The organism is Streptacidiphilus albus JL83 (assembly GCF_000744705.1).
Taxonomy (GTDB): Bacteria; Actinomycetota; Actinomycetes; order Streptomycetales; family Streptomycetaceae; genus Streptacidiphilus; species Streptacidiphilus albus.
This window is the reverse complement of record NZ_JQML01000001.1, coordinates 2,912,556-2,932,718: the sequence shown is the minus strand read 5'-3', so window position 1 is coordinate 2,932,718 and position 20,163 is coordinate 2,912,556. Positions and strand designations below refer to the sequence as shown.

Sequence of the window (20,163 nt, the reverse complement as noted above, 5' to 3'; positions counted from 1 at the left end):
CCGAGGAGGAATCCCGATGACCACTCCCACCCACCCGCACCGGCGCGAGCCCGGAGCACGGCCCGAACCTCCCGACGCCACGCTGGCCTCGCTTCCCACCAGCGTGTGGGTCACCGCCCAGCAGGACTCCCGTACCCAGCGCAAGGACCGCTACCTGCCCGAGGCCATGGAGCACCCCGCCAGGATGCTCCCCGCCATCGCCCGGCACGCCGTCACCACCTACACCCGCCCCGGCGACACCGTCCTGGACCCGATGTGCGGCATCGGCACCACCCTGGTCGAAGCCGTCCACCTCGACCGCCACGCCGTCGGCGTGGAACTCGAACCCCAGTGGCCGCCGATCGCCCGGCGCAATCTGCAGCTCGCCTACGCCCAGGGCGCGCCCGGCACTGGTCACGTCTACCAGGGCGACGGTCGGCATGCCGCGGACCTCGTCGACTCGCGACGCCACGGCCCCGCCCGGCTCCTGCTCACCTCACCGCCTTACGGAGGTTCCCTGCACGGCCAGGTCCGCGCCACCCGCGACACCGGCCGACCCGGGATCTTCAAGTTCCACGACTCCTACGGCAACGCCCCCGGCAACCTCGCCCACGCCCCCACCGACGAACTCCTGACGGCGTTCACCGCCATCCTCACCGGCTGCCGCAGCCTGCTCGCCGACGGTGCCACCATCGCCGTCACCGCACGGCCCTGGCGCGAGCACGGTGAGCTCGTCGACCTGCCTGCAGCCGTCATCGGCGCCGGCCGGGCTGCCGGACTGGTCCCCGTCGAACGCTGTATCGCGCTCCTGGCTGGCGTCCGCGACGACCACCTCGTCGCCCGCGGCTCCTTCCACCAGCTCCGCAACATCCGCAACGCCCGAGCCCAGGGAGTACCCATGCACCTGATCGTGCACGAGGACGTCCTCCTGTTCCGGTACCACAGCGCGCCGCCGGCCACCCCCGGGGACGGCTACGGCTCTGTACCCGCGACCTGCGGGTTCGCCGCTGGAATCGTTCGCGACCTCCAGGACATCCGCCCCACAACCTGGCCCGACGCAGCCACCTGGAGCTCCCGGTGACGCCCCGTCGGCCGCGCATCGGCTCCATCTGCAGCGGCTACGGCGGCCTGGACCTGGCCGCCGAGCAGGTCTTCGGTGGCGCTGTCGCCTGGCACGCCGAGACCGACCCGACCTGCCGGGCGGTCCTGGCCCACCACTGGCCGAACACTCCGAACCTGGGCGACATCACCCAGGTCGACTGGCTGGACGTGCCCGAGGTCGACGTCATCGTCGCCGGACCGCCCTGCACTCCCTACTCGCTGGCCGGCAAGAGACGGGGTGTCGATGACCCGCGCCACCTGTGGCCCCACATCGCCGCAGCGGTGGGGGTACTTCGACCGGACGTCCTGCTCCTGGAGAACGTCCCCGGCTTCGTCACCCTCGGCCTGCCCGACGCCCTCGCCGCGCTTGCCCTCTACGGGTATGTGTGCCGGTGGGACATTGTGGCGGCTGCCGAAGTCGGCGCCTGCCACCTTCGCCGCAGATTCTTCCTCCTTGCTACCCACACCCCGCGCGTCGGCGGGCGAGCAGCGGCAGACCCGACGCAGCCCCTCCCAGCGCGCTGGGCGACACGGCCTCTCCCTGGCGGCGGAGATCGGCGAACTCACCCCGTCATCGCCCCGCTTGCTCCCTACGCCCCGGGCCTGCGACGGAGCGAAGGGATCCCCGAACCAGTGCTACAGCAACGGACCCACCCTGGCCGCCACCGCCGCCAAGGTCCGCCTCCTACCGACTCCCAGAGCCAGCGACACCGGAACCCCGGGGCGCAGGGCCGGCACCGGCTACCGTCCACCCCTGTCCCAGGTCCTGCTCCCGATCACCTCGCCGCCGACGACGCCGACAGACTCGGCACCGCCGTCCCCGACATCGACTGGGGCGAGTACGAAGCCGCCATCCGTCGCTGGGAACAAGTTCTCGGCCACCGGGCACCCCACCCCGCCGACGAACACCGAAGGCTCCGCCCCGAATTCGTCGCCTGGATGATGGGCTGCCCCGCTCACTTCTCGGAGGTGTCGGGTCTGAGCCGGGCCAATCAGTTGAAGGCGCTCGGAAACGGTGCCGTGGTCCAACAGACCGTCGCCGCGCTGTCGCGCCTCGCTCAGATGCGCTGTCCGGACGACGCCATCTCCGCCGAGTGAGGTCACCTCAACATGCTGGAGGGGGGCGCGCAGCGGTCTCCGCGCCCCCCACCAGCGCGCTTTCCGTCGATCAACTCCCGGACTCGCTTGACATGCGGCCTCCATGCACGGGTGCATGGAGGGAACCGGATGTCTGCGACACCGCTACCCCGACCGACCGCGCTCGACTCCTGACCCAGTCCAAACCGCTCCGAGTGACCGTGACCTGCCGAACGATCGACGGCCCCGATGGCGACGCTCTTCATCACCGCCAGGTCACTGCAATCAGAGAGCGCTTGCTGTGGCTCTATGCCCGGCAGTCCGCCGGCAGCGATGAAGCCGTCCAAAGGTGACCACAACGCTGCTCCAGCCCAAGGATCGATCAGCATGGCCGAAAGTCCGCCCTCCTCCCTCCCTCCCACCCCGACCCCTGGTACCCCCTGGGCCGTTCCCGAAATCGCCGCCGAGTCCGCCCCGGTCACAGTCCCAGTGGCCTGGTTGGGGCGGACTTCGGACGAGGACGCGCAGGACCCGACACTCTCCCTGCCGCGCCAACTCACCAACTCCCGCAAGGCCCTGCCCGCGAACTGGGTGATCGTTGCCCACTTCTACGACGTGGAGTCGGGCAGGAAGGCCCTCGACGAACGCGGGCACAGCCTCGCCCATGAGCGCTTCCACATCCCGATCCCGCGCGACGGCGGCATCGCCGACCTCCTCAGTGAGGCATCCCGCCCCGACCGACGCTTCGCTGCCGTGATCTGCGAGTCCATCGAGCGTGTCGCCCGGCGCACTTACTACGGGACGAAGGTCGAGCACGAGCTCGAAGGTCACGGCGTGGCGCTGTGCGCGGCGGACGAGCCGATCAGTACCGACGGGAAGGCCAAGCGCGCCACACCGACACTGACCCGGCGCGTGAAGCAGGCCGTGGCCGAGTGGTACGTCCTGCAGATGCTGGAGTTGTCCTGGGACGGCTTCGTCGAACACACGAAGCAGGGTTGGAACATCGGCAAGCCCCCCTACGGCTATGCAGCCGATCGGGTTCCGCATCCCGTCCCGGCCCGCCGTTCCGAAGGCCGCACCAAGCACAGGTTGATCCCCGACCCGGTGCGCGGACCGGTTGTGACCAGGATTTATCAACTGCGCGGTCTGGAACGGCGCAGCTATCGGGACATTGCCCTGGTCCTACAGGCCGAGGGTCCGGAAACCGCTCCGCCTCCCATGCCCACGCGCGGTGCGGAGGCGGCCATCGGACGCTGGACGGCCTCGGCCGTGCGCGGAATCCTGGAGAACCCCAAGTACACCGGCTACCAGGTCTGGAATCGCAAGGCCCGCAAGAAGGGAAACACAGCCAACCCCATCAGCGAATGGATCTGGTCGCCGCACCCCACGCACGAAGCCCTGGTCACGCGCGAGCTCTTCGACGCCGCCACCCCTCTGGCCACCGCAGGTGGCGGGCAGCGGACCCAGCGTGGCGGGCGTGTCGGCGGGCCGGCCCGCTCCGAGGACCATGTGTACCAGTTGCGCTCGTACGTCTTCTGCGGCCTGTGTCGACACCGGATGTACGGCAAGTTGAGCAAGGGACGTCCCTACTACGCCTGCCAGCCCAAAGCGGATCATGACCAGGACGCGGACTGGTACGCCGCCCATCCCAAGGCAGTCTGGATCGGGGAACGCCCACTCGTCGAGGCCGTGCGGACCTTCTTCACGGAGCGTGTCCTGGGTCCGCAACGCATCGAGATCCTCCGGACCGACCTGGCTGCCCTCGCCGCCGAACCTGTCGGCGACCACGGCCCGCGGCTCCGGAGACTGCGTGCCGCCGTCGTCGAGGTGGAACGCCGCAAGGAAAGACTCCTCGACCAGCTTTCCGAGGACGACGAAGGAGACCCGGCCACCGCCCGGGAATTCCGGCGGGGTATCCGGCGGCGCTACGACGCGGCTGAGAAGAGCCGAATCGAGCTGTCGCAGGAGATCGCCACGATCGGCGCAGCGGATGGCATCCCAACCTCGGACGTGGCGATTCTCGACCTGCTCCCGCAAATCGGCGTGGACTGGGACGCGACACCGCTGGAGTTGCAGCGGCGACTTTTCGACGCCTTTCAGCTCCGGATCACGTACCGAGGACCGGATCGGCACCTTGACATCGAAGTCACCGTCCGAGCTGGACTCGCTAAGGAACTCTCGCGTGTCGTGGACGCGGTCACGGCCGCCGACAGCGCAGGCCGGTGCGGGGCCGGCGTTAGCCAGCCCTTTACGGGGTGCCCCCAGCAGGACTCGAACCTGCGGCCAAGTGCTTAGAAGGCACCTGCTCTATCCACTGAGCTATGGGGGCGGGACAGGGGCCTGGTGTCGCCGGGGGGTCCTGCCGATGGACAGGATAAGCGGGGCAGGGCTCCTTGCCTGGTGCGCCGCTGGGGCGGTGGTGGCCGATTCCCCGGTGGAGCGGTCTGATAATCGCAGGTAGGGCTCGTGAGCGCAGCGGTGCGGGAGCTCTTGGTCCTGGCTGTTGTTCACTCGTTACGGCGCTGCTGCCTGAGCTGTTATGGATGCGGTCGGGTCGGTCGATGACGGCCTGACCGGTACATGCGAGCACGGCTGCGGCGTTCGGGGGACGCCGATGTGGAGGGGGCAAGTACACCCGATCGAGTGGCGGTGTTTTCCACAGGTTGGGTTTGTCCACAGTTCTGCCGTTGTCGGCCTGGATGGTCCGCAGCCTGCGGCAGGCTCGTTCCAGAAGCAGTCGCTTCGGACCGGGAGCAGGAATCGGGGAGCAGGAATAGGGGCGGCGCCATGAACGGCACGATGGTGACTCTGGTGGGCAGCGTGGCCTCCGAGGTGAAGTACTCCACGACGATCGGCGGGGTGCCGGTGGCCAATTTCCGGCTGGCGGCCGTCGACCGGCGGTACGACCGGCAGCGACAGCTGTGGATCGAGGGGGACACCAGCCTGTTCGTCGTGTGGTGCTGGCGCTGGCTCGCCGAGAACGTCCTCGGCTCGGTGGGCCGGGGGGATCCGCTGCTGGTCACCGGTCGGCTGCGGGTCCGTGAGCTGGACAACGGTGCAGGTCAGGCCAAGGGTGCGCTGGCCGAGATCGAGGCCGCGGCCATCGGGCACGACCTGTCCCGGGGGACGTCGGCCTTCCGACGAACCGTGCGCGGGCGGCCCGAGCTGGTGGCCACGGCGGCGGATCGCCAGGCGAGTACGCAGCGTGCCTCGGGCGCGGCGGCGACCGGGTCGACGGCGGCCGCGATGGCGGTGGGGGTGGGTGATTGCGCCGGCCGGTCCGTCGATGTGGGCGATGGAGCCGGCGCGGGGGCCGGGACGGGCGGCGGTGTCTGCGGCGAGCGGGCCGGCTGAGCCCGGGGCCGGCGCACCGTGCTGCCGGGAGGCCCCCTCGGGTGCGGCACAATGGAAGGCTGTAACCACCCCCCAACGACGCCGGACGGTTCACCTTGGCTGAGTACATCTACACCATGCGCAAGGCACGGAAGGCTCACGGCGACAAGGTCATCCTTGACGACGTGACGCTCAGCTTCCTGCCTGGGGCAAAGATCGGCGTCGTGGGCCCCAACGGCGCCGGTAAGTCCACTGTTCTGAAGATCATGGCCGGACTGGAGCAGCCCTCCAACGGCGATGCCTTCCTCTCTCCCGGCTACTCGGTCGGCATGCTCCTCCAGGAGCCGCCGCTCGACGAGACCAAGACCGTGCTGGAGAACGTCGAGGACGGGGTCAAGGAGGTCAAGGCGAAGCTCAACCGCTTCAACGAGATCGCCGAGCTCATGGCGACCGACTACTCGGACGCGCTGCTCGAAGAGATGGGCACGCTCCAGGACGAGCTCGACCACGCCAACGCCTGGGACCTCGACGCCCAGCTCGAACAGGCCATGGACGCCCTCGGCTGCCCCCCCGGCGACTGGCCGGTGAACAACCTCTCCGGTGGTGAGAAGCGCCGCGTCGCGCTCTGCAAGCTGCTGCTTGAGGCCCCCGACCTGCTCCTCCTCGACGAGCCCACCAACCACCTGGACGCCGAGTCGGTCCAGTGGCTGGAGCAGCACCTGGAGAAGTACGCCGGCACCGTCGTCGCCGTCACCCACGACCGGTACTTCCTGGACAACGTGGCCGAGTGGATCCTGGAGCTCGACCGCGGCCGCGCCTTCCCCTACGAGGGCAACTACTCCACCTACCTGGAGACCAAGGCGACCCGCCTCAAGGTCGAGGGCCAGAAGGACGCCAAGCGCGCCAAGCGGCTCAAGGAAGAGCTGGAGTGGGTCCGCTCCAACGCCAAGGGCCGCCAGGCCAAGTCGAAGGCCCGTCTCGCCCGCTACGAGGAGATGGCGGCCGAGGCCGACAAGATGCGGAAACTGGACTTCGAGGAGATCCAGATCCCGCCGGGCCCGCGCCTCGGCAGCATCGTCGTCGAGGTGAACAACCTCTCGAAGTCCTTCGGCGACAAGATGCTGGTCGACGACCTGAGCTTCACCCTGCCCCGCAACGGCATCGTCGGCGTCATCGGCCCGAACGGCGCCGGCAAGACGACCCTGTTCAAGATGCTGCTCGGCCTGGAGGAGCCCGACTCCGGTACGGTCCGGATCGGCGAGACGGTCAAGGTCTCCTACGTGGACCAGAGCCGCTCCAACATCGACCCGAAGAAGACGCTGTGGGCCGTCGTCTCCGACGAGCTGGACTACATCAACGTCGGTCAGGTCGAGATGCCGTCCCGCGCCTATGTCTCGGCCTTCGGCTTCAAGGGCCCGGACCAGCAGAAGCCGGCCGGCATCCTCTCCGGCGGTGAGCGCAACCGGCTGAACCTGGCCCTCACGCTCAAGGTCGGCGGGAACCTGCTCCTCCTCGACGAGCCGACCAACGACCTGGACGTCGAGACCCTCGGCTCGCTGGAGAACGCGCTGCTGGAGTTCCCCGGCTGCGCCGTGGTCATCTCCCACGACCGGTGGTTCCTGGACCGGGTCGCCACCCACATCCTCGCCTACGAGGGCGAGTCCAAGTGGTACTGGTTCGAGGGCAACTACGAGTCCTACGAGAAGAACAAGGTCGAGCGTCTGGGCGCCGATGCGGCTCGTCCGCACCGTGCCACCTACAAGAAGCTCACCCGCGGCTGATCCTCGCGCTCCCCGGGTCAGCCTGAGCTGATCCGTGCGTCACCTGACCGCAATACCGCCGGGGCAGGCTCGGCTCCGTGCAGGATTCCCTGCACCGGGCCGAAGCCCTGTCCCGGCGGTACCCCGCCCCAGCCTCCCGGAGAACGCCGTGGCCATCCGTCACATATACGCCTGCCCCCTGCGCTGGTCCGACATGGACGCGTTCGGGCACGTCAACAACGTGGTCTTCCTCCGGTACCTGGAAGAGGCGCGGATCGACTTCACGTTCACCAATGCCGGCGAGGCCGGGGAGAAGGCGTTCTCCGAGGGCTCGGTGGTGGCCCGCCACGAGATCGACTACCTCCGGCCGCTGGTCTACCGGCCGACGCCGGTGACCATCGAGACCTGGCTGACCCAGCTCCGCAACGCCTCTTTCACGGTCTCCTACGAGATCAAGGACGGGGACACGGTGTACGTCCGTGCCTCGACCGTGGTCGTGCCCTACGACCTGGCGGCCGGACGCCCGCGGCGGCTCACCGTCGGTGAGCGCGCCTTCCTGTCCGACTACCTGGACAGCGCAGCGGTCGCCGCGTGACCCGCCTTCGCTTCGCCGACGCCCGGGACTCCGCCGACCTGGGAGCCTTCCTGGTCCGGCTGATCCGCTTCGACAAGGCGGCCGCGGTCCGGCTGCAGACGGCCGGTGCCGGCCTGGCGGTCTTCGCCCGGCTGCCGCTGGGGGAGAGCGGTCCGCTGGCGATCCGCACCGCCCGGCTGGCTGCGGAGACCCCGCTGGACCTGACCGTCTCGGCCGGACAACTGCTCGATGCGCTGGACACCCCCGAGGGTGCGGACGCAGCCGAGGGCACTGGCGCAGCCGAAGGCCTCGGGGAGCTGGAGTTGCCGGGCGCGATCACCGGCCCTGCTTGGGCCGGGCTGCTTCCGCCCAGGACCGGCTGGGAGCACCTGGCCGACCTGCCGACCGAGCCGTTGCGCGCAGCGGTGCGGGCGGCCGTCACCGAATTCCGCCGCGAGGGCGCCGATGCCGAGGTGCTCGCCGAAGCGATCTGGTCTCGGCAGGTGCATCCCTCCGGCCTGACCCTGCGGGCCGTCCATGCCGCGCAGCTCACCGGCCTGCTGCGGCAGCCGGACGAGGTGGCGCTGCACCGGCATCCGGCCTGGCTCCGGCTGTCCGGACCGCGCGGCTACGTGATCACGCGTCGTGCCCCCGCGCCCGGTGTCGGCCTGGGCCTGACACCCCGCTGACAGGGTCCAGGGCACAGGCGTCGGCGGCGGAGGCCGCCTCGGGTGGTTGACCCTCGACCTGGTCGAGCCCGCAGAGTCCTCGGTGTGGAGAACGAGATGCACAGCATCGGTGAACTGGCCCGCCGCAGCGGTCTGACCGTCAGCGCCCTGCGCTTCTACGACGGTGCCGGGGTACTGGTCCCGGCCTGGGTGGACCCGTCCAGCGGCTACCGCTGGTACGCGGCCGCGCAGCTTGCGGAGGCGCGGCTGCTGGCCCGGCTGCGCCGGGTCCAGCTTCCGCTGGCGGACATCAGGATGGTCCTCGCCGGCTGGGCCGCTGCGGACCCGTCGCTCGTCCGCAAGGTGCTCGACGAGCACCTGCTGCGGCTGGAGGACGGCCTGGCCGATGCGCGCCGCGAACTCTCCACGGTCCGAGAGCTACTCGCCCTGAGGGAGATCCCCATGAACACGACCACCGCATCCGCCGTCCGTACCCGGCTCACCCTGTCCGGGGCGGAACTGGCGGCAGCGCTGGCCTCCGTCCGCTTCGCCGTCGGCACCGACCCGGAGTTCCCGATGCTCGCCGGTGTGCTGCTGGACATCACGGTCGGCGAGCCGGACGGTGCCGGTGAGCTGCGCACCGTGGCCACCGACCGCTACCGGATGGCCCTCTCCGCCGCCGCGGTCAGCTCCGCCGAGGGGCCGTCGGTGCAGGTCCTCGTCCCGGCCACGCTGATCGACTCTATGCGTGCCCTGCTCGGCGCGGGCACGGGGGCGGATACGAGCAGGGGCGCGGACACGAGCGCGGTGCTGACGGTCGAGGGCGAGCGGATCACCCTGGAGGTCGGCGAGAGCCGGACCGCCGGGCTGAGGATCGAAGCCGACTTCCCCGACTACCGACGGCTCTCCCGACTGGCCGCCGGGCGCCGGGTCACGGTGGACGTGGCGGCCCTGCGCACGGCGCTGGTCGAGGGCGGTACCCGGAACGCGGAGCGGGAGCAGGACGGCGTCGCCTACGCGGTCTCGGTGCTCCGCCTCACTGCGGAGGGCACCGTCTCGGTGCTCGACGAGGCCACCGGCGCTCCCGGCGCCCCCGTTGCCCACGGCAGTGACGGCCGTGACGGCAGTGACGGGGGCGACGGCGGGTACGACTCCGCCCAGTGGGTCGGCGTGAACCGGGAGTTCCTGCTGGACGCGCTCGCGGTGAGCGGACGGGACCAGTTGGTGCTGGAGCTCGGCGGCCCGATCACCCCGCTCGCGCTCCGTCTGCCGGAGCGCGAGGACACCTTCTCGCTGCTGATGCCGGTGCGCCTGGAGGCGTGACCTGCCGGAACGGCAGCGCTCGGCCGTCGTTGTCAGCTCCCGGTGGTACGTTCCGCTGGGGTGGCAGGAGGGCGACGAACGGAGCAGCGCAGGTGGCAGGTCAGCAGGACGACCGAACGGCGGAGCGCCTGGCGCCGGCGCCGGCGATGACGCCGGAATCGGCACCGGCGGCGCGGGTCGCCGTCGTCGCTGATCCGGACGGTCGCGGTGGCAGCCTCCAGCCGCTGACCGAGGGCGGGACGCCGCTCGGCGCTCCGCTGCGGGTGCGTGACCTGGTCGCCGCGATGGCTGCATGGGAGGAAGTTCCGCCCGCCGGGCCCCGGTGGGTCTGGGCGGCCACCGACGAGCTGTACTCGCGGCTGCTGCCCGACCTTCCGGAGCGCCGGCTGGCGCGCTGTCACGACGTCAAGCTGGTCGAGCCGCTGCTGCTGGCCCAGGAGGACCGCTACGGCGAGCCGCGTTCCCTGGGCGCGGCCTGGGCGCGACTGCACGGGCAGCCCGTCCCGGCCGACCTCCCCGAGGGACCGGCCGCCGCCGACAGCGACCAGGACTCCCTCTTCGCCCCCGACCGCAGTCGGCTGCCGCCCGGGACCGACCCGCTGACCGCCCTGGTCGCCGTCCACGCCGAGCAGCAGCGCCGGATCGCCGCGACGGCCGACCCGGCCCGGACGCGGCTGCTGTGCGCGGCGGAGTCGGCCGGTGGGCTGATCGCGGCGGAGATGGGCCACGACGGGCTGCCGTGGAGCGCCGAGGCGCACGACGCGCTGCTGGTCGAGTTGCTCGGCCCGCGACCGCGCGGCGGTAGCCAGCAGCAGCCGCCGAAGCTGGCCGCGCTGGTCGCCGAACTCCAGCAGGCGCTCGGCGGTCGCCCGATCAATCCCGACTCCCCGGCCCAGGTGCTGCGTGCCTTCGCCGAGCAGGGGGTGAGCCTGGCCTCGACCCGCAACTGGCTGCTGCGGCAGGTGGACCATCCGGCCGCTCCGCTGATGATCCAGTACAAGGAGCTGTCGCGGATCCATGTCGCGCACGGCTGGGCCTGGCGAGAGGCCTGGGTGCGGGACGGCCGGTTCCGTCCCGAGTACGTCGTCGGCGGCGTGGTGTCGGGACGGTGGGCGAGCCGGGGCGGCGGTGCGCTGCAGATTCCGCGGATCATGCGCGGCGCGGCGGTGGCCGATCCGGGCTGGCTGCTGGTGGTCGCGGACGCGGGCCAGTTGGAGCCCCGGGTCCTGGCTGCGCTCTCCGGGGACCCGGGCATGATCAGGGCCGGGGCTCGGGGCGACCTCTACGCGGGGCTGGCGGCCGAGGCCTTCGGCGGTGACCGGGCCCGGGCCAAGCTGGGACTGCTCGGTGCGATGTACGGGCAGACCAGCGGTGAGACCGGCCAGTTGGTCGCGGTGCTGCGGCGCAAGTTCCCGCAGGCCATGGGCCTGGTGGAGGCCGCCGCCCGGACCGGTGAGACCGGTGGGGTGGTCCGCTCCCGACTGGGCCGGGTCTGCCCGCCGCCGTCGGCCGAATGGCTCGACCGGAACGAGAGCGCGGCCCGCGCGGGCGACGGTCTCGCCGACGACGCCGCCCGCGACAGCCGCTCGCGCGGTCGCTTCACCCGCAACTTCGTGATCCAGGCGAGCGCGGCCGACTGGGCGCTGGCGATGATCGCGGCGCTGCGCCGACGGCTCGCGCTGATCCCCTCCGAGGTCCCCGGCGACCGGCCGCGCCTGGTCTTCTTCCAGCACGACGAGGTGGTCGTGCACACACCCGCGCAGCTGGCCGACGCGGTCCGGGAGGCGGTGTCGGCAGCCGGTGAGGAGGCCCGCCGGCTGGTCTTCGGTGACACCCCGGTCCATTTCCCGCTGGACACCCATGTCGCCGCCACCTACCTCGATGCCAAGGAGGGCACGGACGACGAGCCGGAGGACGAGGACTGACCGGAGCCGACGGAGCCGACGGAGCCGACCGGGTCGACCGGGCAAGCCGGGGAGGGATGGGGCCGGCCGGTCAGCCGGTCGGCTGCTCCTGGAGGTGGGCCAGTTCGGGCGCGGTCTTGGCCGCCGTGAACCGCACCACCTGGTAGGTCGCCGCCCCGGCCCGGTTGAACGGGTCCTCGGCGAGGGCGGCGTCCAGCTCCTCCCGGCTCGCCGCCCGGGCCAGCAGCACCCCGCCGGTCCTCGGCAGCTGCGGACCGGAGGCGAGCAGCAGCCCGGAGGCGTAGCCGCGGTCGAGCCAGTCGCGGTGCGCGGGGACCAGTTCGTCGATCTGCGCCAGCGGCGCGGTGTAGGTGATGGTGACGACGAACATCTGCGACTCCTCGGATCCCCGGGCCCCTTGACGGCCCGTGCACTGACCACCACTCTGCCACCGGCCCCGGACCGGCTCAGGCGCGGGCCCGCTCCGGCTCGCGCCCTGCGGGAAGGTCGGCGACGGTCTCGTGCAGCGCCCGGAGCAGCGTGCGGACCAGCGGCTGCGGCCAGCGACGGCGGGCGGTGACGGCGGCGATGTACCGGGTCGGGGCCGGGCCGCGCAGCGGTACCGCGACCGTCCCGCCGATGCCCGAGGCCGGCCCGTGCGGGCCGTCGAGCACCAGTTGCGGCACCAGGGTCACTCCGACGCCGGCGGCCACCAGCGACTGGGCGAAGACGTAGTCGCTGGAGCGGCAGACGATCCGCGGCCGGAACCCGAGCACCGCCCCGTACTGGACGATCATCTCGGTTGCCGTGATGCAGCCCATCACCCAGGGGTCGTCCGCGAGTTCGGCCAGCCGGAGGCCGGCCCGCCCGGCCAGCCGGTGGCCCTCGGGCAGTACCGCCAGCATCGGGTCGGACACCAGCGGTGTCCAGGTCAGCGCGGGATCGGGGGTGGGGGCGGTGTCGAAGTGGAAGGCCAGCGCCAGGTCCGTACTGCCGTCGCGGACATGGGTGATGCTCGCCTCCAGCGCGGTCTCGGTCACCGACAGCTGGACCTCCGGCAGCTCGGCCAGCAGCCGGGCGAGCGCCCCCGGGAGCAGCAACTGGCCCCCGGTGGTGAAGGTCTCGACGGTGAGGGTGCCGATCCGGCCGGCCGTGAGGTCGCCGATCCGGCACTGGGCGTCGGCCAGTTCGTTGGCCACCGCCTCCGCCGCGTCCACCATGATCCGTCCGGACTCGGTGAGTTGGACGCCGCGTGTGCTCCGCTCGACCACCGGCACGCCCAGCGAGCGCTCCAGCGCGGCGATCTGCTGGGAGACGGCGGAGGGGGTGAGCTGCAGGGCGGTGGCGGCGCGGGCGAAGCTGCCCTGCCGGGCGACCTCGCGCAGGATGCCGAGCCGACGTACGTCAACCATAAGTTCTCCTTACCGCGCCACCAGTAACTCGTCACTTCTGCTTGTGACGATACTCCGGGACGATGAGGCCATGAATCGCAAAGCGTGGCTGCTGTTCGCCCTGGTGTCGGTGCTGTGGGGGATCCCCTACCTGCTGATCAAGATCGCCGTCTCCGACCTCTCCGCGCCGGTGGTGGTCGTGGCCCGAACCGGGATCGCGGCGGCGATCCTGCTGCCCTTCGCGGTCCGCGGCGGTGCGCTCCGGGGGATGCGTCAAAGGCTGGGCTCCATCGTGCTGCTGACGCTCACTCATATAACCGGGCCGTTCCTGCTGATCACCTACGGCGAGACCCATATCCCCTCCTCGCTCGCCGCGCTGCTGATCGCCACCCAGCCGGTGCTGATCGCGATCCTGGCCGTCCGCGGGAACGACGCCTCGGAGAAGGTGCGCGGCTGGCGCGCGGTCGGACTGGGGGTCGGACTGGCCGGGGTGGTCTGCGTGGTGGGCCTCGACACCAGCGGCGACCGCTACCGGCTGCTGGGTGCCGGCATGGTGCTGCTCGCGGCGCTCGGCTACGCCGCCGCCACGCTCATTGTGAAGCGCCGGTTCGCGGACGTCCCGCCGCTGGGGGTGGTCGCCTCCACGATGACCCTGAACACGGTGGTGCTGCTCCCGGTCGCGCTGCTCACCGCCCCGTCCAGGCTGCCCGACGCCTCGGCGCTCGGGGCGGTGGCCCTGCTCGGGGTGCTCTGCACGGCGACCGCGTTCCTGGCCTTCTACCGGCTGATCGCCGAGGCGGGCGCCGGACGTGCGGCGCTGATCACCTATGTGGACCCGATCATCGCCGTGCTGCTGGGCGTGGCCGTGCTGCACGAGGCGCTGCACGCCTCCGCGCTGGCCGGCTTCGTCCTGGTGCTGATCGGTTCCTGGCTGTCCACCCGCCGGGCCGCCCCGGCGGTGGAGCGCACCCCGGAGCCGGCGGCGGCGCTGGTCGAGGGGCGACAGGCCGCGTTCCGGGTCTGAGCCCGCGCGGTCACAGCGCGTCGTGGAAGACCAGGCCCAGGGTGTGGCGCCGGCCCGAGCGGACGGTGCTGACCCCGTGCCGGACCGGGGCGGCGGACCAGCCCCGGGCGGAGCGCACCGGCCGGTCGCGGGTGGCGAAGACCAGGCCGCAGCCCTGTCGCAGCACCGTCGACGAGCCCCGGGACTGGGCCCGGGGACGCTGCTCGACCAGTAGGAACTCGCCGCCCCGGTAGTCCGTGGCCGGCTCGTCCAGGCCGATGACCACCTGCAGCGGGAACACCAGGTCCCCGTAGAGGTCGCGGTGGAGGGCGTTCCAGTCGCCCGGCCCGTAGCGCAGCAGGATGGGCGTCGGCCGGAGCTGGGCAGCCTGGTGGCACATCGCCAGCCACTCGTCCAGGCTCTCCGGCCAGGGCGCCGGCCGACCCAGCCGGTCGGCCCAGGCCCGGACGATCGGCAGCAGCCGTGGATACAGGGCTGCCCGCAACTGCGCGACCGGCTCCGGCAGCGGATAGCTGAAGTACCGGTACTGACCCGAGCCGAACCGGTACCGGGCCATGTCGACGGTGGAGCGGAACAGCCCCGGGGCGTCGTACAGGTCGGCGACGGCCCGGCACTCGGCCGGGTCGAGCAGCAGCGGCGTCGTGGCGGCACCGAAGGCGTCGAGTTCCTCCGCCAGGGCAGGCCAGTCGGCCTCGGCCACGCGGGCGGCCGGTCCGGCCCCGGCGGTGGTGAGAGTGGTGGTCATGGTCGGCCCCGCTCAGCCGAGTTGGGGCTGGAGGGCGCCCTCCAGGGTGAGCAGGGCCTCCTTCCGGGGGATGCCGGCCGCGTAGCCGCGCAGGCTGCCGTCGGCGCCGATCACCCGGTGGCAGGCGCGGACCAGCAGCAGCGGGTTGGCCCCGACCGCCGTCCCCACCGCCCGGGCGTCGGACCGGGCGACACCGGCCCGGCGGGCGAGCTCGCCGTAGCTGACCGTGCTGCCGTAGCCGACGGTGTCCACCGCCGCCCACACCCGCTGCTGGAAGGGGGTGCCCTCGGCGGCGAGCTCCAGCTCGAACGCGGTGCGCCGGCCCTCGAAGTACTCCCGGAGCTGGCGGGCGGCCTCGTCGAAGGCCGCGTCCGCCGCCCGCCAGTCGGTCCCGATCCGCGCCGCGTTCCGCTGGTCGGGCATGGACAGCGAGGTCAGCGCGGTGCCGCCGTTCGCGGTCGGGGAGTCCTCGCCGACGAGCAGCAGCTCGCCCAGCGGGCTTTCGATTCTGGTGTAGACGGTCATGCCGATCTCCTCCTGCACGGGCCGAGCGGGCCCCACCGGTCCACTGGTCCCATCGGCCGCACGGGCGCCGCGGGGCTCCCTGGCCGAACGGGTACCTGGACCACTCTGGCGCGGCGCCCGTCCCGGTGCTGGCGGGGATCGGACACGGCCCTGCAGGGGGGCGGGCCTCAGTCCAGGTAGTCGCGCAGGACCTGGGACCGGGAGGGGTGGCGCAGCTTCGACATGGTCTTGGCCTCGATCTGCCGGATCCGCTCCCTGGTCACCCCGTAGACCTTGCCGATCTCGTCCAGGGTCTTCGGCTGGCCGTCCGTCAGGCCGAACCGCATGGAGATCACGCCGGCCTCGCGCGGGGCCAGGGTGTCGAGGACCGAGTCCAGCTGCTCCTGGAGCAGGGTGAAGCTGACGGCCTCGGCCGGGACGACCGCCTCGCTGTCCTCGATCAGGTCGCCGAACTCGCTGTCGCCCTCCTCGCCCAGGGGTGTGTGCAGCGAGATCGGCTCACGCCCGTAGCGCTGGACCTCGACCACCTTCTCCGGGGTCATGTCGAGTTCCTTGGCCAGCTCCTCCGGCGTGGCGTCGCGGCCCAGCTGCTGGAGCATCTGCCGCTGCACCCGGGCGAGCTTGTTGATCACCTCGACCATGTGCACCGGGATGCGGATGGTGCGGGCCTGGTCGGCCATGGCGCGGGTGATCGCCTGGCGGATCCACCAGGTGGCGTACGTGGAGAACTTGAAGCCCTTGGTGTAGTCGAACTTCTCGACCGCACGGATCAGCCCGACGTTGCCCTCCTGGATCAGGTCCAGGAACAGCATCCCGCGGCCGGTGTAACGCTTGGCGATGGAGACGACCAGTCGGAGGTTGGCCTCCAGCAGGTGGTTCTTGGCCCGGCGGCCGTCCTCGCTGAGGATCTCCAGCTCGCGCCGGTACGCCGGATCCAACTCGGCCGCGTGTTCGCCCTCGACCAGGTCCAGTGCCAGCAGCCCGGCCTCGATCCGCTTGGCGAGCACGACCTCCTGCTCGGCGTTGAGCAGCGGGACCTTGCCGATCTGCTTCAGGTAGTCCTTGACCGGGTCGGAGGTCGCCCCGGCGACCATGACCAGCTGCGCGGGCGCGTCGTCCTCGTCCTCGTCCGACACGGTGAAGGAGTCGGGCGAGTCAGCGGCGTCCGGGGTGTCCGCGCCCTCGGCGGCGTCCGCATCGGGCGCAGCCGATTCGTCGGGCTTTTCCCCGGCCGTCGGCGCGTCGAGTGGAATCCCGGCTGACGGTGAGTCGGCCCCGGATTCAATCCCGGGAGTCTTGCCTGTCGGCTCAGGAGATTTCTTCGCAGTTCTGCGGCGCCGGACCGGAGTTCTGGCAGCAGTTGATTTGCCGGAATGAGCGCCGGCCTCTCCCGCAGCGCTGTCTCCGGCCTGGTCGGACACGTTGGCAATGGTCGCCATGGGCGTCACGCCTCCCTCTTCGAGTACCTGGTCGAGGTTGCGCACGACACGCAGCGGGTGGGTTGACGGGCTGCGGCGACTCCACAGGGACGAATCGGCCGTCTGCCAACACCAATGGCTATATCGTAAGCCACCGCATTTCGTTACGGCTGCAATTGCGTGACCTGCGACACAGTCGGCGGGCATTGCCCGGGATTCATTTTGTCGCTCTTCAGGCCTGCTCGGCCCGCAGCAGCCGGAGGAACGCCCGCAGCCCGGTGACCAGCTCCTGATTGTCCGAGAAGGTGTCGATGGCCTCCTCGAAGCGCCGTCCCAGGGCCTGGACCTGCTGGGACGTGGCCTCGGCGCGGGTGCGGAGCTGCTGGCCGGCGGCGTCGGCGCGGGAGGTCAGCCTGGTCTCGATCTGGTCCGTGCGGGTGACCAGGCGGTTCTCCAGGCCGTCGGTGCGTCCGTCGATCCGGACGAGTTGCTCCTCCAGGGTCTTGAGCCGGCGCCCCTGGTCGCCGACCAGCCGCTTCAGCTCCTTGACGTCGTCCGGCGGGAAGGTCGCCTCCCGGAGCATCGTGCCGAGGTGGGCGCGCAGATGGGCGAAGTAGGCCTGGGCCGGCCGGAACAGCGTGCTGAGCAGGTAGAAGCCGGAGAAGTAGTAGCCGATGCTGTGGCCTGCGAAGAAGGTGATCACGGCCACGACCACGGCCGAGAGCAGGTGTCCGCCGATCGCGATCCGGAGCAGCCGACGGGCGATCCTGGCGGCCTCGACGGCCCGCTCCTCCGGTACGTCGATGCCCGCCGCCCGGCCGATCCCCACCTGCCGGACCACCGAGCGGGCCTGGAAGTAGAGGCCCCAGGGCACGGTGAGCAGCACGATCTGCCAGAGCAGGAAGATGCCGGCGGCGATGATCGTCAGCAGGTTCACCGGGGTGACCCGGGCGCAGAAATAGAACACCAGTCCGAGTGCGACGCAGACCGCGCCGACCAGCCAGGCCGTGCCCTTGGAGTCGTTGGAACTCACTGGACGCTCCCTCGTCGGGCCGCCACGGGCGCCCCGTCGGCGCCCCGCCGCGACCGGGGTGCCATCGTCCGATATGACTACTCGTCAGTAATAGAGTACGGGTACTCAGTCGGCGGCTGAGTACCCCGGCCCGGGGCGGTCCGCCGCCGGGGCCGGTCGCTTGTAGAAGAAGCTGCAGTCGCGCAGCGTTCCGTGCGGGTCCGCCGCGTATCCGGGGACGACGCCGTAGCGGGTCCAGCCGGCGCTGCGGTAGAGGTGTTCGGCGGAGCTGTCGGTCTCGGTGTCCAGCAGCAGGAGGTCCGCGCCGGCGGCGGCCGCGGCCGCCTCGGCGGTGGCCAGCAGGGCACGGGCGAGCCCTCGGCCCCGGGCGCTCGGGTGGACCATCAGCTTGACCACCTCGGCGCGGTGCCGGCCGTTGGGCCTGGACTCCAGGGCCAGGCTGACAGTCCCGACGGCGGCGGGGGCGTCGGCAGCGACGCCGCCAAGGGGGGAAGCAGAAAAGGAGGAGGCGGGGGAGGCGTCGCGGGCGAGCCAGACCAGCAGGCTGCCCCCGGCCACGGCCGGGACCCGGTCGGTCCACCAGGCGGCGGCCTCCGCGTGTCCGAAGGGACTGAGGAAGCCCAGCGAGGCGCCGTCCGCGACGGTGTCGGCGAGGAGGCCGGCCAGGTCGGCGGCGGCTGCCGGGAAGTCGGCGGCGGACAGTCGGGAGAGGACGGGGGTCGGGGGAGCGGTGGCGGACATCGGCTGTTCCTTGACGGCGGCGGGGCGGGGCGGGGTGTGGCCGGGGCCGGGGCGAGGCGGGTGAGCGGCGGGGCTCAGGGCAGGACCACGAACACCGCGTAGCGCACCGGTTCCGGCCCCGGGCAGTGGAAGCGCGAACGGCCCCAGAGTCGGAAGCGGAGGCTGTCGCCCGCCTCCAGTCGCTGTACCCGGTCGTCGGCGCTGATCTCCACGGCGCCCTCCAGCACCCAGATGTGCTGTTCCAGTCCCGGGACCGGCGGCCCGTCGTAGGCGATGTCCGCGCCGGGGCGCAGGACGCCCTCGACGACCTCCCCGCGCAGGCCGGGGTGGGGCGGGGAGACCGCGCGGCGGGTGAAGCCGGAGGCCGGGTCCTGCCAGACGGTCTGGGCTGCGGCCGGTACCAGCTGCGGCGGCTCCGGCTCCACCTCCGCCAGCAGTCGGGACATGGTCCGCCGGTAGACCGCGCAGAGCCGGCCGAGCAGCGCGGCGGTGGGGCTGATCTCCCGGCGTTCGAGCCGCGAGAGCGTCGAGCGGCTGATTCCGCTGCGGCTCGCCAGCTCGTCCAGCGACCAGCCGTGCTCCGTGCGCAGCTCGGCCAGCCGGGCCGCCAGTCGGTCCTCCAGGGCGGCGGCCACGGCGTCCGCGTCGGCCTCGGCGGGAGCGGGGGTGGGAGCAGCGGCGGGGGCGTCGTCTCTCATAAGGGAGAGGATATCCCAGATCCGGGACGACCCCTCGGGCTCAGCGTCGGGCGGGCGCGGTCGAGTCCCCCACGTGCTCGTCCAGCCAGCGCCGGAGCGGGGCGATGGCGTGCAGGGCGTCCACCACGTACTGCTCGGCCGCCGGGGTGCCCAGCCAGCTCTCCGGGGGCCATTCCTGCCAGGCGTAGAGGTTCTTGTGGCGCAGCAGTTCCACCCGCGGGTGGTCCTTCGGGTAGCCGCGCGGCGCGGTCTTCAGCTGCTCCGTCGAGCGGACCTGCGGCCCGCGCTTCTCCACGGCGCCGATGGTCCTGAGCAGTTGACGGCCGGTCCGGTCGTCGGCGGCTGCCTGGCGGTAGCGGTCCAGCTGGTCCGGGGCGAGCTGGTGGTAGCCGCCGGCGACGGCCAGCCCGTCGGCCGACAGCTGGATGTAGCCGCCGGCGGCGAGGGTGGCGCCGATCGCGGTCTTGTAGGGGGACTTGTCCGCGCTGAAGCGGACGTCCCGGTACGGCCGGAAAACCCGGCCCTCCCCGAACTCGTCCTCCAGTCGGTCGAGCAGGTCGAGCATCGGTGCCGCCACGCAGGTTTCGTAGACCTCCTTGTGGTCGTTCCAGAACGTCCGGGAGTTGTCGGCTTCGAGTCCCTCGTAGAACTCCAGCGCTTCGGCGGGCCAGCCTTGGAAGGTCACCGGGCCAGGCTAACCCCCCAGGCCGGACGGGGTGGGGAGCGGCACAGGCGGTTCGCTGATCCACTGTCATGTCCGCTATTCGGTGGGTAGTTCGCGGTCTGTTCAACGAATGGACGTAGACTGGATGCGCCGTGGTCTAGACCACTTTGCTACTATCGGTCGCTGGAGCTGACGTTTCACCAGC

The 20,163-nt window shown here is 71.6% G+C and carries 18 protein-coding genes, 1 tRNA gene and 1 pseudogene; 10 read left to right on the top strand and 10 right to left on the bottom strand.

Translation table 11 applies throughout. The features are described 5' to 3' along the window. Positions 1 to 16: 16 nt before the first annotated feature. From BS75_RS12715 to BS75_RS46355, 3 genes are all read left to right on the top strand, one after another. The gene (locus BS75_RS12715; RefSeq protein WP_063771394.1) at positions 17 to 1,060 is read left to right on the top strand and encodes a TRM11 family SAM-dependent methyltransferase; all 1,044 of its coding nucleotides are present in this window, start codon (positions 17 to 19) and stop codon (positions 1,058 to 1,060) included. Further along, positions 1,057 to 2,178, top strand: coding sequence for a DNA cytosine methyltransferase (locus BS75_RS50240; protein WP_034088302.1), 1,122 nt, complete (start codon positions 1,057 to 1,059; stop codon positions 2,176 to 2,178). The genes BS75_RS12715 and BS75_RS50240 overlap by 4 nt, the downstream gene beginning before the upstream one ends. A gap of 228 nt (positions 2,179 to 2,406) precedes the next feature. Then, a complete protein-coding gene (locus BS75_RS46355; protein ID WP_331281469.1) occupies positions 2,407 to 4,452 on the top strand; it encodes a recombinase family protein in 2,046 nt (681 codons plus the stop codon). Here the strand turns inward: BS75_RS46355 and BS75_RS12700 are convergent. Further along, a tRNA-Arg gene (locus BS75_RS12700) sits at positions 4,414 to 4,486 on the bottom strand. The genes BS75_RS46355 and BS75_RS12700 overlap by 39 nt on opposite strands. A gap of 458 nt (positions 4,487 to 4,944) precedes the next feature. Here BS75_RS12700 and BS75_RS12695 point away from each other — a divergent pair. The 6 genes from BS75_RS12695 to BS75_RS12670 all read left to right on the top strand — a co-directional run bounded on the left by BS75_RS12695 (position 4,945) and on the right by BS75_RS12670 (position 11,740). Then, positions 4,945 to 5,511: a single-stranded DNA-binding protein gene (locus BS75_RS12695; RefSeq protein WP_034088300.1), complete on the top strand. Its 567-nt coding sequence runs from the start codon at positions 4,945 to 4,947 to the stop codon at positions 5,509 to 5,511. A gap of 95 nt (positions 5,512 to 5,606) precedes the next feature. Continuing rightward, entirely contained in the window at positions 5,607 to 7,271 is a 1,665-nt protein-coding gene (gene ettA / locus BS75_RS12690; RefSeq protein WP_034088299.1) for an energy-dependent translational throttle protein EttA, read from the top strand. Between the two features lie 154 nt (positions 7,272 to 7,425). Then, positions 7,426 to 7,845 (top strand): acyl-CoA thioesterase, encoded by a 420-nt coding sequence (locus BS75_RS12685; RefSeq protein WP_034092931.1) that lies wholly within the window; start codon positions 7,426 to 7,428, stop codon positions 7,843 to 7,845. Further along, positions 7,842 to 8,513: a hypothetical protein gene (locus BS75_RS12680; protein WP_034088298.1), complete on the top strand. Its 672-nt coding sequence runs from the start codon at positions 7,842 to 7,844 to the stop codon at positions 8,511 to 8,513. The genes BS75_RS12685 and BS75_RS12680 overlap by 4 nt, the downstream gene beginning before the upstream one ends. An 84-nt stretch (positions 8,514 to 8,597) precedes the next feature. Then, a complete protein-coding gene (locus tag BS75_RS12675; protein WP_231607756.1) occupies positions 8,598 to 9,815 on the top strand; it encodes a DNA polymerase III subunit beta family protein in 1,218 nt (405 codons plus the stop codon). 146 nt (positions 9,816 to 9,961) lie between these two features. After that, a complete protein-coding gene (locus BS75_RS12670) occupies positions 9,962 to 11,740 on the top strand; it encodes a bifunctional 3'-5' exonuclease/DNA polymerase (protein ID WP_042436991.1) in 1,779 nt (592 codons plus the stop codon). Between the two features lie 70 nt (positions 11,741 to 11,810). Here BS75_RS12670 and BS75_RS12665 read toward each other — a convergent pair whose 3' ends face one another. Beyond that, positions 11,811 to 12,110, bottom strand: coding sequence for a YciI family protein (locus BS75_RS12665; RefSeq protein WP_034088296.1), 300 nt, complete (start codon positions 12,108 to 12,110; stop codon positions 11,811 to 11,813). Positions 12,111 to 12,186: 76 nt separating this feature from the next. Beyond that, positions 12,187 to 13,131, bottom strand: coding sequence for a LysR family transcriptional regulator (locus tag BS75_RS12660; protein WP_034088295.1), 945 nt, complete (start codon positions 13,129 to 13,131; stop codon positions 12,187 to 12,189). A gap of 70 nt (positions 13,132 to 13,201) precedes the next feature. Here BS75_RS12660 and BS75_RS12655 point away from each other — a divergent pair, with 70 nt between their 5' ends. Next, a complete protein-coding gene (locus tag BS75_RS12655) occupies positions 13,202 to 14,134 on the top strand; it encodes a DMT family transporter (RefSeq protein WP_034088294.1) in 933 nt (310 codons plus the stop codon). Positions 14,135 to 14,144: 10 nt separating this feature from the next. On the opposite strand, the gene BS75_RS12650 is transcribed toward BS75_RS12655, so the two are convergent. The 7 genes and pseudogenes from BS75_RS12650 to BS75_RS12620 form a co-directional block, all read right to left on the bottom strand. After that, a complete protein-coding gene (locus BS75_RS12650) occupies positions 14,145 to 14,879 on the bottom strand; it encodes a 2OG-Fe(II) oxygenase (RefSeq protein ID WP_042436815.1) in 735 nt (244 codons plus the stop codon). 12 nt (positions 14,880 to 14,891) lie between these two features. Beyond that, the gene (locus BS75_RS12645; protein ID WP_034092928.1) at positions 14,892 to 15,404 is read right to left on the bottom strand and encodes a methylated-DNA--[protein]-cysteine S-methyltransferase; all 513 of its coding nucleotides are present in this window, start codon (positions 15,402 to 15,404) and stop codon (positions 14,892 to 14,894) included. A gap of 167 nt (positions 15,405 to 15,571) precedes the next feature. Then, positions 15,572 to 16,639, bottom strand: a pseudogene (locus BS75_RS12640) (RNA polymerase sigma factor); the annotation flags it as partial. A gap of 415 nt (positions 16,640 to 17,054) precedes the next feature. Further along, on the bottom strand, positions 17,055 to 17,855 hold the full coding sequence (locus BS75_RS12635) for a hypothetical protein (RefSeq protein WP_052069374.1): 801 nt from the start codon (positions 17,853 to 17,855) through the stop codon (positions 17,055 to 17,057). 105 nt (positions 17,856 to 17,960) lie between these two features. Beyond that, positions 17,961 to 18,596, bottom strand: coding sequence for a GNAT family N-acetyltransferase (locus BS75_RS12630; protein ID WP_042436824.1), 636 nt, complete (start codon positions 18,594 to 18,596; stop codon positions 17,961 to 17,963). A gap of 74 nt (positions 18,597 to 18,670) precedes the next feature. Beyond that, positions 18,671 to 19,294 carry a helix-turn-helix domain-containing protein gene (locus BS75_RS12625; RefSeq protein ID WP_081982273.1) on the bottom strand — a complete coding sequence of 208 codons (624 nt, stop codon included), beginning with the start codon at positions 19,292 to 19,294 and terminating at the stop codon, positions 18,671 to 18,673. A gap of 40 nt (positions 19,295 to 19,334) precedes the next feature. Further along, positions 19,335 to 19,979 carry a DUF2461 domain-containing protein gene (locus BS75_RS12620; protein WP_034088293.1) on the bottom strand — a complete coding sequence of 215 codons (645 nt, stop codon included), beginning with the start codon at positions 19,977 to 19,979 and terminating at the stop codon, positions 19,335 to 19,337. Between the last annotated feature and the right edge of the window lie 184 nt (positions 19,980 to 20,163).